General features: G+C 39.1%; 13 protein-coding genes and 1 pseudogene. 7 read left to right on the top strand and 7 right to left on the bottom strand.

All coding sequences use genetic code 11. The features are described 5' to 3' along the window. Positions 1-28 precede the first annotated feature (28 nt). The 6 genes and pseudogenes from ylqF to ACORHU_RS04700 all read left to right on the top strand — a co-directional run. Complete coding sequence (ylqF, locus tag ACORHU_RS04725; RefSeq protein WP_434365109.1) at positions 29-880, top strand: ribosome biogenesis GTPase YlqF; 852 nt, start codon at positions 29-31, stop codon at positions 878-880. Then, positions 867-1,646, top strand: coding sequence for a ribonuclease HII (locus tag ACORHU_RS04720; RefSeq protein ID WP_434365107.1), 780 nt, complete (start codon positions 867-869; stop codon positions 1,644-1,646). Before ylqF ends, ACORHU_RS04720 begins: the two co-directional genes overlap by 14 nt. A 16-nt stretch (positions 1,647-1,662) precedes the next feature. Further along, positions 1,663-3,213 carry a chloride channel protein gene (locus ACORHU_RS04715; RefSeq protein WP_434365106.1) on the top strand — a complete coding sequence of 517 codons (1,551 nt, stop codon included), beginning with the start codon at positions 1,663-1,665 and terminating at the stop codon, positions 3,211-3,213. Between the two features lie 88 nt (positions 3,214-3,301). Further along, a complete protein-coding gene (locus tag ACORHU_RS04710) occupies positions 3,302-3,739 on the top strand; it encodes a MepB family protein (RefSeq protein ID WP_434365104.1) in 438 nt (145 codons plus the stop codon). Between the two features lie 467 nt (positions 3,740-4,206). Further along, complete coding sequence (xerS, locus tag ACORHU_RS04705) at positions 4,207-5,277, top strand: tyrosine recombinase XerS (protein ID WP_434365102.1); 1,071 nt, start codon at positions 4,207-4,209, stop codon at positions 5,275-5,277. A 263-nt stretch (positions 5,278-5,540) separates the two neighbouring features. Then, positions 5,541-5,699, top strand: a pseudogene (locus ACORHU_RS04700) (integrase); the annotation flags it as partial. A gap of 135 nt (positions 5,700-5,834) precedes the next feature. Here the strand turns inward: ACORHU_RS04700 and eno are convergent. Then, entirely contained in the window at positions 5,835-7,139 is a 1,305-nt protein-coding gene (eno, locus tag ACORHU_RS04695) for a surface-displayed alpha-enolase (protein ID WP_000022834.1), read from the bottom strand. Positions 7,140-7,302: 163 nt separating this feature from the next. Between eno and ACORHU_RS04690 the strand changes: the two genes are divergently transcribed. Beyond that, positions 7,303-7,749, top strand: coding sequence for a YueI family protein (locus ACORHU_RS04690; protein WP_000131088.1), 447 nt, complete (start codon positions 7,303-7,305; stop codon positions 7,747-7,749). On the opposite strand, the gene ACORHU_RS04685 is transcribed toward ACORHU_RS04690, so the two are convergent. From ACORHU_RS04685 to glgB, 6 genes are read right to left on the bottom strand one after another with little or no spacing between them, the layout of a single operon-like run. Next, positions 7,746-8,861 (bottom strand): glycerate kinase, encoded by a 1,116-nt coding sequence (locus ACORHU_RS04685; protein WP_414337561.1) that lies wholly within the window; start codon positions 8,859-8,861, stop codon positions 7,746-7,748. The two genes, ACORHU_RS04690 and ACORHU_RS04685, sit on opposite strands and share 4 nt — an antisense overlap. Before the next feature lie 8 nt (positions 8,862-8,869). Further along, entirely contained in the window at positions 8,870-9,514 is a 645-nt protein-coding gene (gene serB, locus ACORHU_RS04680; protein WP_434365099.1) for a phosphoserine phosphatase SerB, read from the bottom strand. A gap of 58 nt (positions 9,515-9,572) precedes the next feature. Further along, the gene (gene glgA / locus ACORHU_RS04675) at positions 9,573-11,006 is read right to left on the bottom strand and encodes a glycogen synthase GlgA (RefSeq protein WP_434365097.1); all 1,434 of its coding nucleotides are present in this window, start codon (positions 11,004-11,006) and stop codon (positions 9,573-9,575) included. Beyond that, positions 11,003-12,142, bottom strand: coding sequence for a glucose-1-phosphate adenylyltransferase subunit GlgD (glgD, locus tag ACORHU_RS04670; protein WP_434365096.1), 1,140 nt, complete (start codon positions 12,140-12,142; stop codon positions 11,003-11,005). Before glgD ends, glgA begins: the two co-directional genes overlap by 4 nt. After that, positions 12,132-13,274 (bottom strand): glucose-1-phosphate adenylyltransferase, encoded by a 1,143-nt coding sequence (locus ACORHU_RS04665; RefSeq protein WP_000787252.1) that lies wholly within the window; start codon positions 13,272-13,274, stop codon positions 12,132-12,134. Before ACORHU_RS04665 ends, glgD begins: the two co-directional genes overlap by 11 nt. Further along, on the bottom strand, positions 13,264-15,192 hold the full coding sequence (glgB, locus tag ACORHU_RS04660) for a 1,4-alpha-glucan branching protein GlgB (protein ID WP_434365095.1): 1,929 nt from the start codon (positions 15,190-15,192) through the stop codon (positions 13,264-13,266). The genes ACORHU_RS04665 and glgB overlap by 11 nt, the downstream gene beginning before the upstream one ends. Positions 15,193-15,332: the final 140 nt, after the last annotated feature.

Here is a 15,332-nt window from a genome sequence, read left to right as displayed (position 1 = left end):
ACCCTTGCTACGAAAGGAAAAAAACTCAATGGCTACTATTCAATGGTTTCCTGGTCACATGTCTAAAGCGCGTCGACAGGTGCAGGAGAATTTAAAATTTGTTGATTTTGTGACGATTTTGGTGGATGCACGCTTGCCTCTATCTAGTCAAAATCCTATGTTGACCAAGATTGTTGGTGACAAACCAAAACTCTTGATTTTAAACAAGGCAGACTTGGCCGACCCAGCAATGACCAAGGAATGGCGTCAGTATTTTGAATCACAAGGAATCCAGACGCTAGCTATCAACTCCAAAGAGCAAGTGACTGTAAAAGTTGTGACGGATGCTGCTAAGAAACTCATGGCTGATAAGATTGCTCGTCAAAAAGAACGTGGTATTAAGATTGAAACCTTGCGTACTATGATTATTGGAATTCCAAATGCTGGTAAATCCACTCTCATGAACCGTTTGGCTGGCAAGAAAATTGCTGTTGTCGGAAACAAACCAGGTGTGACCAAGGGACAACAATGGCTCAAAACTAATAAAGACCTGGAAATCTTGGATACACCAGGGATTCTCTGGCCTAAGTTTGAGGATGAAACTGTTGCGCTTAAGTTGGCCTTGACTGGAGCTATTAAAGACCAGTTGCTTCCTATGGATGAGGTAACTATTTTTGGTCTCAATTATTTCAAAGAACATTATCCAGAAAAGCTGGCTGAACGCTTCAAACAAATGAAAATTGAAGAAGAAGCTCCGGTTATTATTATGGACATGACCCGCGCCCTCGGTTTCAGAGACGGCTATGACCGTTTCTACAGTCTCTTCGTGAAGGAAGTCCGTGATGGTAAACTCGGTAACTATACCTTAGATACATTGGAAGACCTAGATGGCGACGATTAAAGAAATCAAAGAACTCCTTGCTACAGTCAAAGACCTTGATAACACTATTTTTTTAGATCTTGAAAAGGACAATCGCTCTGGAGTTCAAAAGGAAATCAGCAAGCGTAAAAAAGCCATTCAAGCTGAATTGGATGAGGATCTTCGTTTGGAATCCATGCTTTCCTACGAAAAAGAACTTTATAAGCAAGGATTGACCTTAATTGCTGGTGTTGATGAGGTCGGCCGTGGTCCTCTGGCTGGACCTGTAGTCGCTGCAGCCGTTATTTTACCTAAAAATTGTAAGATTAAAGGTCTCAACGACAGCAAGAAAATTCCTAAAAAGAAACATCTGGAAATTTTCCAAGCCGTTCAAAACCAAGCCCTGTCAATCGGCATTGGTATCATGGATAATCAAGTCATCGACCAAGTCAATATCTATGAAGCAACCAAACTAGCTATGAAGGAAGCAATCTCCCAGCTCAGGTCTCAACCAGAGCACCTTTTGATAGATGCCATGAAGTTGGAATTACCAATTTCACAAACCTCCATCATCAAAGGTGATGCTAATTCTCTTTCAATTGCAGCAGCTTCCATAGTAGCCAAGGTGACACGTGATGAATTGATGAATGACTACGATCAGCAGTTCCCTGGCTATGATTTTGCTTCTAATGCAGGATATGGAACAGCTAAACACCTAGAAGGACTGAAAAAACTAGGAGTTACCCCAATTCACCGAACCAGCTTTGAACCCGTTAAATCACTGGTTTCAGGTAAAAAAGAAAGTTAAGTTAGAAGGAATGATTATGGAGGAACAGTCAAAAACACTCAGTTCCAAGAAAGAATTTGCCTTTGCCTCGAGCACCATATTATCCCAAGTTGGACGAGGCATCATTGTCGGTCTCGTTGTTGGAATTATCGTTGGATCCTTTCGTTTCTTAATTGAAAAAGGCTTCCACCTGATACAAGGACTTTATCAAGAACAAGCGCACCTAGTGCGCAATCTTTTTGTACTGGTTTTGTTTTATGTATTCATCTGCTGGCTCAGTGCTAAACTAACACGGTCAGAAAAAGATATCAAAGGCTCAGGAATTCCTCAAGTCGAAGCCGAATTAAAGGGACTCATGACCCTCAACTGGTGGGGAGTTCTTTGGAAAAAATATGTGCTAGGTATTCTTGCTATTGCAAGTGGACTTATGCTGGGGCGTGAAGGACCAAGTATTCAACTTGGAGCAGTTGGTGGAAAAGGTATTGCCAAGTGGCTCAAATCTAGTCCAGTAGAGGAACGCTCCCTGATTGCTAGTGGTGCAGCCGCAGGATTAGCCGCAGCATTTAACGCTCCAATAGCAGGTCTCCTCTTTGTTGTAGAAGAAGTCTATCATCATTTTTCGCGTTTTTTCTGGGTTTCCACTCTAGCAGCTAGTCTCGTAGCAAACTTTGTTTCTTTACTCATATTTGGCCTAACACCCGTACTGGATATGCCAGATAATATCCCTCTCATGACCTTAGATCAGTATTGGATTTACTTGGTTATGGGGATTTTTCTAGGACTTTCTGGGTTTCTCTATGAGAAAGCTGTATTAAACGTCGGCAGAGTTTATGATTGGCTTGGTCAAAAAATGCGTTTGGATAGAGCTTATTATCCAGTTCTGGCCTTCATTCTCATCATACCAGTGGGAATTTTCTTACCACAAATCCTTGGTGGTGGAAATCAGGTTGTCCTTTCCCTAACTGAGCAAAATTTTAGTTTCCAAGTTCTATTAGCTTACTTTTTGGTTCGCTTTGTTTGGAGCATGATTAGTTATGGAAGTGGCCTTCCAGGAGGAATATTCCTACCAATTTTGGCGCTTGGTTCCTTACTTGGTGCCCTAGTTGGTGTTATTTGTGTCAATCTTGGGCTTGTCAGTCAAGAGCAGTTTCCTATATTTGTCATTCTAGGAATGAGTGGCTATTTTGGAGCAATATCTAAGGCTCCCTTAACTGCTATGATACTTGTAACTGAGATGGTAGGAGATATTCGCAATCTCATGCCACTTGGATTAGTAACTCTAGCTGCCTATATCATCATGGATCTGCTCAAGGGGACGCCAGTCTATGAGGCCATGCTTGAAAAAATGCTGCCTGAAGAAGCAACAGATGAAGGAGAAGTCACCCTCATTGAAATTCCTGTATCAGACAAAATCGCTGGAAAACAGGTTCATGAACTCAACCTACCACACAATGTTCTCATCACAACCCAAGTCCATAACGGCAAGAGACAAACAGTTAACGGCTCAACCAGAATGTATCTCGGTGATATGATTCATCTGGTTATTCCAAAAAGTGAAATTGGTAAAGTAAAAGATTTGTTGTTGTAGATCACAAATTGTTTTACATAATTTTTATTATGTAAAATATATATCAAGAATATTTTGTTGATTTTGATAAGGGAGGACATACATCATAATGAAAATACTAGATGTTCTATATGAGTTTTATGGTGATTTTGAATTCATTAAAGAAAAGTGGAATGAAAAATACGAAGGTATTCTTATCAAAATAAAGGATGAGCAAGAATATAAAAGATGCCGCTTAGCAAAAAGAACACAGAAAAAAGAAGGATATTTTACAGTTTTTTGGAAAAAAGACCAAAATAACATGAACATTCCTTATACTAATGAAGATTTGGGAACTGAACTTGTTATTGTTGTCATCGATAATGATAACAAGGGGCTATTTATTATTCCAAACGAAGTTGCTATTCGTAAAAAAATTCTCTCGACAAAAAACAGCAAAGGAAAAATGTCCATGCGATTTTATCCGCCTTGGTGCACAAATTTAAATACAACGGCTCAATCAACACAAAAATGGCAATTGAAATTTTTTAGAGAAATTGACTTATAAGAATGACTTTGAAAATTTTCTAGTAGATTCATATCAAACACAATGTACTTTATAATCGAAATGTACTTTATAATCGAAATGTACTTTATTTTAAGGCAAGATAAAGTACATTTTTTTGATCCAATAGCTTAGATACATAATATACAAAAATACCCCATTTTAAACCTCTTGTAAGCCTAAAAACCTTGGTTTAACAAGGTTTTAAATTTTAGTAAATTACATTTTCACTAAAATTCAAGTTTAAGAAATTTCCAGTTTTCACTTTGATAACGTACATTTTCAGCTATTTTTGTACCAAAAAAATTTTTTAGTTATAATAACTTTTTTAGTTATAAAACTATCCGTTTTAGACAGGTCTAAGTCTTTTTTAAAAAGCTCCACAACATCTTTCCGAAAAACTATAATTTTCTTGAAAAATAAATAAGTCTATGCTATACTACTAGTAGACTTATTTATGGAGAAAATACATGAAACGTGAGATTTTACTGGAACGAATCGACAAACTAAAACAAATCATGCCCTGGTATGTTCTGGAATACTACCAATCTAAGCTGGCTGTACCTTACAGTTTTACAACCTTGTACGAATACCTCAAGGAATACGATCGATTTTTTAGCTGGGTTTTGGAGTCTGGTATTTCAAACTCTGATAAAATGTCTGATATTCCTTTATCTGTCTTGGAAAACATGTCAAAGAAAGATATAGAGTCTTTTATCCTTTATCTTCGAGAACGTCCTTTGCTGAATGCCAACACAACAAAGCAAGGTGTTTCACAGACAACTATCAATCGGACATTGTCAGCACTTTCTAGTCTTTACAAGTATCTGACCGAGGAAGTTGAAAACGACCAGGGAGAACCTTATTTCTATCGTAATGTAATGAAGAAAGTTTCAACTAAGAAAAAGAAAGAAACACTTGCTGCTAGAGCTGAAAACATCAAGCAAAAGCTCTTTCTAGGTGATGAAACAGAAGGTTTTCTAACTTATATTGACCAAGAGTACCCACAACAGCTCTCAAATCGTGCCTTATCCTCCTTTAATAAAAATAAAGAACGTGATTTGGCCATTATCGCCCTTCTCTTGGCATCGGGTGTTCGCTTATCTGAAGCTGTTAATCTGGATCTAAGAGATCTCAATCTCAAGATGATGGTTATTGATGTCACTCGAAAAGGTGGCAAACGTGACTCGGTCAATGTCGCTGCCTTTGCTAATCCTTATCTAGAGAATTATCTAGCCATTAGGAGTCAACGCTATAAGACGGAAAAAACAGATACAGCACTCTTTCTGACACTTTACCGAGGTGTTCCTAATCGTATCGATGCTTCTAGCGTTGAGAAAATGGTAGCTAAGTATTCTGAGGACTTCAAAGTCCGTGTAACACCCCATAAACTACGACATACCCTAGCAACTAGGCTCTATGATGCTACTAAATCGCAAGTTTTAGTCAGCCACCAGCTAGGACATGCCAGCACACAAGTCACTGACCTCTATACCCATATCGTTAATGATGAACAAAAGAATGCTCTAGATAGTTTATAAAATACATAAAATAAATTATGTAATAAATTAGAGATGGAGTAAATAAACTATCAGTATTATTTGATCAAATCACATGCAATATCTGACCTAGTAAATAGCTTTAAAGAATTTGAATTAAAATTTATGTGACTACTAGCTTATCTTCCTTTGTAATATACCGGATAAGCAAATCATTTGTCATTGATATTTATCTTAAAATAAGAGGATTAAACAAAAAATAAATCAAATTGAACACCTATAAAAACAAGCTGCCTGCGATGTCCAATATTTTATCAGAAAATAAAATTCCTTTAAAAACAATCACGGACAGGGTTGGTCATTCCGACTCTGAAGTCACTACTTCTATCTACACCCACGTCACAAAGAACATGAAAGATGAAGCAATCAATGTACTGAATAAAGTTATGAAAAAGATTTTTTAAAAAGTTTTGCCCCTTTTTCCCCCTGAACAGAAAAAAAGCCCTTCGGATAAAATCCGAGGGGCTAGAAACGTTGTTAAATCAACGGCCGAACTTTTGAATTTCAAGGTTCGGGATAAAATAGTTCACTGAACTATTTTATTTTTTAAGGTTGTAGAATGATTTCAATCCACGGTATTCTGCTACTTCACCAAGTTGGTCTTCGATGCGAAGCAATTGGTTGTATTTAGCAATACGGTCTGTACGTGAAAGTGAACCAGTCTTAATTTGGCCTGCGTTAGTTGCAACTGCGATGTCAGCGATTGTTGAATCTTCAGTTTCACCTGAACGGTGTGATACAACGGCAGTGTAACCAGCTTCTTTAGCCATTTCGATAGCATCAAATGTTTCAGTAAGAGTACCGATTTGGTTAACTTTGATAAGGATTGAGTTAGCAGCTCCTTCAGCAATACCTTTTTCAAGGTAAGCAGTGTTTGTTACGAAGAAGTCGTCACCAACCAATTGAACTTTACCACCAAGACGTTCAGTAAGAGCTTTCCATCCATCCCAGTCGTTTTCGTCCATACCATCTTCGATAGTGATGATTGGGTATTTGTTTACCAACTCTTCAAGGTAGTCGATTTGTTCTGCAGAAGTACGAACAGCAGCTCCTTCACCTTCGAATTTAGTGTAGTCGTAAACTTTACGTTCTTTATCGTAGAATTCTGATGATGCACAGTCAAATCCGATAAATACGTCTTTACCTGGAACATAACCAGCAGCTTCGATAGCAGCAAGGATAGTTTCTACTCCATCTTCAGTTCCTTCGAAACGAGGAGCGAATCCACCTTCGTCACCTACAGCTGTTTCAAGACCACGACCTTTAAGGATTTTCTTAAGTGCGTGGAAGATTTCAGCACCCCAACGAAGAGCTTCTTTGAATGTTGGTGCACCAGCAGGTACGATCATGAATTCTTGGAAAGCGATTGGAGCATCTGAGTGAGAACCACCATTGATGATGTTCATCATTGGAGTTGGAAGAACTTTAGTGTTGAATCCACCAAGGTAGCTGTAAAGTGGGATTTCAAGGTAGTCAGCAGCAGCGCGAGCTACAGCGATAGACACACCAAGAATTGCGTTAGCACCCAATTTACCTTTGTTAGGAGTACCGTCAAGTGCGATCATAGCACGGTCGATAGCTTGTTGGTCACGTACATCGTAGCCGATGATTGCTTCAGCAATGATGTTGTTTACGTTGTCAACAGCTTTTGTTGTACCAAGACCAAGGTAACGAGATTTGTCACCGTCGCGAAGTTCAACTGCTTCGTGTTCACCAGTAGAAGCTCCTGATGGAACCATACCACGTCCGAAAGCACCTGATTCAGTGTAAACTTCTACTTCAAGTGTTGGGTTACCGCGTGAGTCTAGGACTTCGCGAGCGTAAACATCAGTAATAATTGACATTTTTTACTCTCCTTATGAGTTAAATTTTTTACACCTCTATAATACCTTAAAAACCCTCCTTTTTCAAGAAAAAACGTTATCTTTGTGTAAATTTTCCTTAACTTTATAAAGTAATCGCTTTCTTTCATATGTTTTCTTTTTATTTTTATGATATACTATTTTCATGACAGATTTATCAAAACAATTACTTGAAAAAGCTCATGGTGGGCCAAAACTAAATCCGGATGAGCAAAGACGCTATCTTGGTACTTTTGAGGAAAGAGTTCTTGGATATGCAGATATTGACACAGCAAATAGTCCCCAGCTAGAAAAAGGCTTTTTATCTATTTTAGAAAACCTTCAAGAAAAAGCAGAACCACTATTTGTGAAGATTTCACCAAATATCGAATTTGACAAACAAGTTTTCTACTTAAAAGAAGCAAAAGAAACTGATAGTCAAGCTACCATTGTATCTGAAGAGCATACTTCTTCTCCTTTTGGCCTGATTATCCACACCAATGCACCAGTTCAAGTAGAAGAAAAGGATCTTCGACTTGCTTTTCCAAAACTTTGGGAAGTTAAAAAGGAAGAACCATCCAAAACATCCTTATGGAAAAAATGGTTTGGCTAAATATTGCGCATATTTAATAAGTGCCCAATATTGGCAGCCGTGTGCTCCAGATAGAGACTGGCATTTTTCAGACTATCTTCTAGTGGTTCACTTTTCTCCAATATAGAAAAGACAGCTTGGATATTTTCAAATGGTAGGGGAGGTAAATCTTCGGCAAGACTACCACAAATAGCGACAACAGGAACTCCGACAGGGGTTCTTTTTGCTATGCCTATCGGCGCTTTCCCAGCAAAGCTTTGACTGTCCAATCTACCTTCACCAACGATAACCAAGTCAGCATCTGCAACTTTCTTATCAAAATTGATTAGATCCAAGCAGGTATCAATTCCCGACACGATATTTGCCTGAGCAAAGGCACACAAACCGCCAGCAAGGCCTCCACCAGCTCCTGCTCCTTTAATTTGCAATGTTGCAGGTGAGACTTTTTCATAAAAGTCTTGGATTGCTTGATCTACGACTGGAAACATAGTAGGATTTAGGCCTTTTTGCTTGCCAAAAATGTAGGTCGCACCTTGAGGACCACATAAGGGACTCACGACATCTGCTAAAATACGAATGTGAACATCTTCAGGAATTTCATAGCGATTTTTTGTTGAAACAGAAGCTAAGTCCAATAAGGATTGACCGAAAGCAGGCAAGACATTTCCATCCCTATCATAAAATTGATAACCTAAACCAGCAGCGATCCCAATTCCTCCGTCATTACTGGCCGTGCCACCAACGCCGATATAGATTTCTTTAATCCCTTTAACAATGAGATGACGAATCAACTCTCCAATACCACAAGTTTGGATTTGAAGTGGGTTTCGTTCCTCTAGCGGAATTTTTCCAAGGCCAACCAAATCAGCAACTTCGAATAGTGTCAGTTGACCTTTTTGAAAATAGCGCATGGCTTCTTTTTGACCAAAAGGTCCTGTCACTTTGATCCATTTTTCTTCAAGATCGAGAGAATGTCGAATAGCATCTACAGTACCTTCTCCCCCATCACCAACAGGGCAGAGGAGACATTCTACATCTGATATCGATTGTTGGAAGCCTCTTTTTATTGCTTCAGCTACCTGTTGAGCTGTCAAGCTTTCCTTAAACGAATCCGGTGCAATTACAATCTTCATATTTTCCCTCATTCTAAACAGTCAATCAAAGGAAGAACTTCTAAAAAATCTCTCTTGTCAACATGATATTGTATTTCTTTTTTGAGCACTTCTTTGGCACAAAAGGCGATTCCTATTCCTGCCGATTTCAACATTAATAGGTCATTTGCTCCATCACCGATTGCAATTGTTCTATCTTTAGAAAGTTTTAGTTCCTCTCTCCATTGTTCTAGAGTCTCTTTTTTGACCTGGGGACTGATAATTTGTCCAACTAATTTTCCTGTTAGAAAACCGTCTTTGACTTCAAGTTGGTTTGCAGAGAAATAGGCAATGTCGAGGGATTTTGCTAATCTCTCAACTATTGGAGTAAATCCACCGGACACCAGACCAACTAGGATTCCATTCTTTTGGAGAATGGAAATGAATTCCTGGGCATTTGGCGTTAGTTGAATAGACTTGAAGACTTTATCAAAGACCGAAATAGGAAGACTTTCCAACAAGGAAACTCTTTTTCGTAAACTGCTTTCAAAGTCTAACTCTCCTCTCATTGCCCGACTTGTAATCAGCGAAATTTCCTCCTCACGACCTGCCTCTTTACCCAAAAGATCAATCACTTCTTCTAGGATTAAGGTTCCATCAACATCCATAACACACAAATCTTTTACTTGAGACATCAGTTCTCCTCTCTAAATAGCCCAAAAATCGTATGAAGTCATCATACGATTTTATCTATCAATTAACTAAACTATGGTACAAGTCAAGGTATGACCTGCAGGCTGTATCCCATGAGAAATCACACTCCATAGCTTGTTTTTGTAGATTTCTCCAAACATCAGGATGGTTTCTATACAAGTCCAAAGCTGTTTGGAAAGTCCAATTTAACCAGTAAGGAGATAGATTGTCAAAGCTAAAGCCAGTACCGCTTCCTTCGATTGGATTGAAAGCGCGAACGGTATCTCGCAAGCCACCAACTTCATGGACCAATGGCAAGGTTCCGTAACGCATGGCCATCATCTGAGACAAGCCACATGGTTCAAAACGACTTGGCATGAGGAAGAGGTCACAAGCAGCGTAGACTTCTTGAGCAAGTTTGACATCAAAAGTAATATTTGCTGATAGCTTGTCTGGGTAGATTTGAGCAAACCATGAGAAAGCTCCTTCAAAGGCTGGATCGCCAGTTCCCAAAAGAACAATCTGAACATCATTTTGCAAGATATGGTGAAGACTTTCAACCACCACATCAAAACCTTTTTGACGTGTCAAACGAGAAACAATTCCCACCAGTGGAACGTCGGCTCTAACTGGCAAGCCAACTCTTTCTTGCAATTTTGCCTTGTTTTGGGCCTTCCCAGACAAATCTTCCTGATTAAAATGATAATCTAATAGGGTATCCGTCTGAGGATTATAAAGATCAGCATCAATCCCGTTCACGATACCAGATACTTTACCAGACTCCATTCGAAGAATTTGATCCAAGTTACATCCGAACTGACTGGTCATAATTTCATGAGCATAGCTAGGCGAAACAGTTGAAACACGATCCGCATAAAGAATACCAGCCTTCATCCAGTTCAGACAATTGTTCCAGCGAAGGGTACCATCAGCATAACGCTCAAAACTGATTCCAAACAAATCACCCAACATTCCTTCTGAGAATTGTCCTTGGAATTCCAAATTATGAATGGTTAAAACAGTTTTTATTCCTTGATAGGCTTGAATCCAACGGTATTTTTCCTTTAACAAGAAAGGAATCATAGCTGTATGGTAGTCATGAACATGGAGAAGGTCAGGAATAAAGTCAATTCTTTCCATAGCCTCAATGGCAGCCAGTTGGAAAAAGGCAAAGCGTTCTCCGTCATCAAAATCACCGTAAACATGACCACGGAAGAAATAGTATTGGTTGTCAATAAAGTAGAAGGTCACACCATTTAGTACTGTTTTCTTAATCCCACAGTACTGTCTGCGCCAACCAACACTCACCTCAAAATGAAGAACATCTTCAATCTGATTTCCAAATTTAGCCTCTACCATGTCATAGTAGGGTAAAATCACTGCAACTTCATGCCCAGCTTTTACCAGTGATTTAGGAAGAGCGCCAATGACGTCTCCCAAACCACCTGTTTTTGAAAAGGGTGCACCCTCAGCTGCTACAAATAAAATTTTCATGAATGAATATCCTCTGTTACTTTAGCACCTTTCTTAACGACGACTGGATGTTCTGCAGTTCCACGGATCACAACTCCATCCGCAACTTCAACACCCTTGTCCAAGATCGCATATTCGACCTGAGCACCTTCTCCAATAACAACACGAGGGAAAAGTAAGCTATCTTTAACCAAGCTATCCTTGTGTACATGAATATTACGTGATAAAACAGAATTTGCCACTTGACCTTCAATGATACTACCAGAGGCAAACTGAGAAGTGCTTACCTTAGATGTATTAGCATAATAAGTTGGCTCTTCGTTTTTGACCTTTGTATAAATCTTTTGATTTGGTGAGAAGAGAGAGTAGAATTTTTGAGATTCAAGCATATCTTTGTTAGCTTGGTAATAAGACTCTACAGAATGAATATTTGCCAGATAACCTGTGTATTCGTAGGCAAAAGCCCCTTCTTTTGCAGCCAAATCTCGTAAAACATAGCGCAATTTCTCTGGATGTTCTTTTTTAGCTTCTTCTTCTAAACGTTCAATCAACCAAGGTGTATCAACGACAAAGATATCTGTGGACATATTGTAAACTTCATCTGTTGATTTACTATCAAAGAGTCTATGAGAACGAACATGGTCTGTTTCATCCACTTCCAAGATTGCATTGACTTCTGAAATATCTTTCTTAGGAAGTTTCTTATAAACTACAGTGATAGGTCCCTTTGTTGTAGTGTGTAGATGGAAAACTTGGTTCAAATCGATATTAATCAAAACATCACAGTTGAGTGAAACTGTTTGGTTTGAGCCAGAACGTTTCAAATAAGTAAGAAGCTGTTGGTAGTATTCTTTTCCAACTGTACTACTTTCCACACGGGTATTGTAAATACCTAGATAATAGTGACTTAGAAGAGTTGACAAGCCCCACTCACGTCCTGAACGAATATGGTCAAAGACTGAGCTAATATTATCTTGTTGGAAAATACCAAAAATACTACGAACACCAGCGTTAGCAAGACTTGAGAGCGGGAAGTCAATCAAGCGATATTTACCACCAAATGGCAAACTAGCTACTGGACGGTGGTCTGTCAGTGTTGACATATCATGAAAACCAACTGTGTTTCCTAAAATGGCAGAATATTTATCAATCTTCATCTGTTGCTACCCCCACTACTTCATCATATCCTACAACTTGTACTTCTTCTGTTCCATCGATTTCGACACCATCAGAAATAACTGCACCTTCACCAATAATGGCACGTTTAATTTTAGCTCCCTGACCAACAATTGCACCACTCATGATAACTGAATCTACTACTTCTGCCCCTTCTCGAACTTGTGATCCTGTTGAAAGGATGGAATGTTTAACAGTTCCATCTACGAAACAGCCATCAACAACCAAGGAATCTTCCACATGAGCGTTTGCCCCAAGGAAGTTTGGTGGTGAAATCAAATTTCTTGAGTAAATCTTCCATTGACGGTTACGGCTATCCAAGGCATTTTCTGGAGAAATATATTCCATGTTCGCTTCCCAAAGCGACTCAATCGTACCAACGTCTTTCCAGTAACCATTAAATTCGTAGGCATAGACACTTTCACCTGACTCAAGGTAATTTGGAATGACATTCTTACCAAAGTCTGACATATCGACATTACTCTTTTCAGCAGCAACTAGCATATTGCGAAGGCGTTGCCAATCAAAGATGTAAATCCCCATAGATGCTTTGGTAGATTTAGGTTGGGCTGGTTTTTCTTCAAATTCAACAATGCGGTTATTGGCATCTGTATTCATGATACCAAAACGGCTTGCTTCTTTAAGAGGGACATCTAGAACAGCTACTGTCAAGCTGGCATTATTATCCTTGTGAGACTGGAGCATATCATCATAGTCCATTTTGTAGATGTGGTCCCCAGATAGAATCAAAACATACTCAGGATTAACACTGTCGATATAGTCGATATTTTGGTAAATAGCGTGACTAGTCCCTTCAAACCAACGATTTCCTTCACTTGCTGAATAAGGTTGAAGAATAGAGACACCAGAATTGATACCGTCTAATCCCCAACTTGAACCATTCCCAATATGATTGTTAAGAGCAAGTGGTTGATACTGTGTGATGACTCCAACATTGTGAATGCCTGAGTTGGCACAGTTTGAGAGAGCAAAGTCAATGATACGGTAGCGCCCACCAAATTGCACAGCTGGTTTTGCAATGCTTTGAGTGAGTTTACCGAGACGAGTTCCTTGCCCACCAGCAAGAATCAAAGCTAACATTTCATTCTTCATTTTCTACTCCTTTTTGGTTTTTACTTGTGACAATTTTAGTAGGTTTCAAGCGACGTTTGATTTTCCATACACTTGCTCCCATAGCTGGTAGGGTAAAGGTCAGGGTCTGCTCATAATCTTTCCATAGTCCTTCTTGCGTTTGAACAGTTTGATTATGTTCTTTCCAAACGCCTCCCCACTCTTCTAACTCAGTATTCCAAACTTCTTCATAAATCCCTGCAACAGGAAGTCCAATTGTAAAATCTTTTCGTTCAACAGGTGCCATATTAAAGACACAAACTAACATATCATCCTTTTTACCCTTACGGATAAAGGAAAGAACACTCTGGTCTTGATTATCCGCATCGATGATTTCAATCCCATCATAGCTGGTATCGATTTCCCACAGACAGCGATGGGCTTTGTAAAACTGGTTTAACTGAGAAGTGAAATACTTCATCTTAGCATTCATTGGGTCTTCTAGATTAGACCATTCTAGCTGTTCTTCAGATTTCCATTCTAGAAATTGTCCATATTCACTACCCATGAAGAGCAATTTCTTACCTGGGTGACAAATTTGGTAAGTGTAGAGATTACGCAAACCTGCGAATTGATTATAACGATCTCCCCACATCTTGTGCATCATACTCTTCTTGCCATGAACCACTTCATCGTGTGAGAATGGTAGGAGATAATTCTCCTTGAAGACATACATAAAGCTGAAAGTCACCAGGTTAAAGTCGTATTTACGATAGATCGGATCTTCTTCGTAGAATCGGAGGATATCATTCATCCAGCCCATATTCCACTTATAATCAAATCCTAGACCATCTGAATCCTTGGTGTCAGTAATCTGAGTAGCTGATGAACTTTCCTCAGCTATCATCATAACGTCTGGATGAACTTGTTTAATCACATCATTCAAGCGTTGAAGGAAATAATAGCCCTCGTAGTTGAGATTTCCGCCATCTTTATTAGGCGTCCATGGTGCATCATCATAATCAAGATAGAGCATGTTGCTAACCGCATCCACTCGAATACCGTCCAAATGGTAAAAGTCAATCCAAAACTTGATACTAGAAATCAAGAAGGATTGGACTTCATTTTTTCCAAGGTCAAAATTGAGAGCACCCCAACCGTAGTTATGAGCCTTATTATGGTCTTGGTATTCAAAAGTCGGAGTCCCATCATAATAAGCCAAGGCATCATCATTAATGGTGAAGTGACCAGGCACCCAGTCCACAATAACTCCGATATTATTTAAGTGACATTCCTCAACAAAATCTTGAAACTCTTCAGGGCGACCATAGGCATGCTCTAGAGCAAAGTAACCCATAAGCTGATAGCCCCAACTCAAACCGAGAGGGTGGGACATCAAAGGCATAAACTCAATGTGAGTATAGTTCATCTCAACCAAGTAAGGAATGAGTTCATCTTTCAATTGAGCAAAACTATAAGGGCTACCATCAGGATTTCTCTTCCAAGATCCAGCGTGAACCTCGTAAATATTGACAGGACGCTCTTCAAAACTCAATCGTTTTCTACGGGCTAGCCAAAGACCATCTTTCCATTTCTTTTCTGGAATATCTGTTAAAATAGCACCAGTCCCAGGTCGTGCCTCATACCGTACAGCCAAAGGGTCAATCTTCATCAGCTGATGACCATTTGCACGTGTGATATGATACTTATAAATTTGGCCTTCATGAGCAAGGCTAGTAAAGACTTCCCAAACTCCAAATTCATTCCGTTCCATCGGAATTTGATTTTCAACCCAATTGGTGAAATCCCCTACCAAATAAACTGCTTGAGCATTGGGTGCCCACACACGAAAAGTATAGCCATACTCTCCATTTTTTTCTTCCCTATGTGCTCCCAGATAATGCTGGAGGTGAAAATTTTCACCTGCTATAAAGGTTTCTAAAGCTTTTTTCTTATTCATACACCCTCCTGTTTCTGTAAGCGTTTTCTATAGATTTATTATACTACCTTTTTAGGGAAGATTCAAGTAAATTACGGAATTTGCTAAAAATTCTTTTGAAAGTCTTCAACAAATTCACTGATGTGTTCACTTGTAAATCA

Source organism: Streptococcus sp. KHUD_015 (assembly GCF_051106265.1).
Classification (GTDB): Bacteria; Bacillota; Bacilli; order Lactobacillales; family Streptococcaceae; genus Streptococcus.
This window is presented reverse-complemented; position numbering and strand designations above follow the sequence as displayed.

Coding starts and splice junctions, on each gene's coding strand:
- ylqF (WP_434365109.1), top strand. CDS start 29: ATGGCTACTATTCAATGGTTTCCTGGTCACATGTCTAAAGCGCGTCGA.
- ACORHU_RS04720 (WP_434365107.1), top strand. CDS start 867: ATGGCGACGATTAAAGAAATCAAAGAACTCCTTGCTACAGTCAAAGAC.
- ACORHU_RS04715 (WP_434365106.1), top strand. CDS start 1,663: ATGGAGGAACAGTCAAAAACACTCAGTTCCAAGAAAGAATTTGCCTTT.
- ACORHU_RS04710 (WP_434365104.1), top strand. CDS start 3,302: ATGAAAATACTAGATGTTCTATATGAGTTTTATGGTGATTTTGAATTC.
- xerS (WP_434365102.1), top strand. CDS start 4,207: ATGAAACGTGAGATTTTACTGGAACGAATCGACAAACTAAAACAAATC.
- eno (WP_000022834.1), bottom strand. CDS start 7,139: ATGTCAATTATTACTGATGTTTACGCTCGCGAAGTCCTAGACTCACGC.
- ACORHU_RS04690 (WP_000131088.1), top strand. CDS start 7,303: ATGACAGATTTATCAAAACAATTACTTGAAAAAGCTCATGGTGGGCCA.
- ACORHU_RS04685 (WP_414337561.1), bottom strand. CDS start 8,861: ATGAAGATTGTAATTGCACCGGATTCGTTTAAGGAAAGCTTGACAGCT.
- serB (WP_434365099.1), bottom strand. CDS start 9,514: ATGTCTCAAGTAAAAGATTTGTGTGTTATGGATGTTGATGGAACCTTA.
- glgA (WP_434365097.1), bottom strand. CDS start 11,006: ATGAAAATTTTATTTGTAGCAGCTGAGGGTGCACCCTTTTCAAAAACA.
- glgD (WP_434365096.1), bottom strand. CDS start 12,142: ATGAAGATTGATAAATATTCTGCCATTTTAGGAAACACAGTTGGTTTT.
- ACORHU_RS04665 (WP_000787252.1), bottom strand. CDS start 13,274: ATGAAGAATGAAATGTTAGCTTTGATTCTTGCTGGTGGGCAAGGAACT.
- glgB (WP_434365095.1), bottom strand. CDS start 15,192: ATGAATAAGAAAAAAGCTTTAGAAACCTTTATAGCAGGTGAAAATTTT.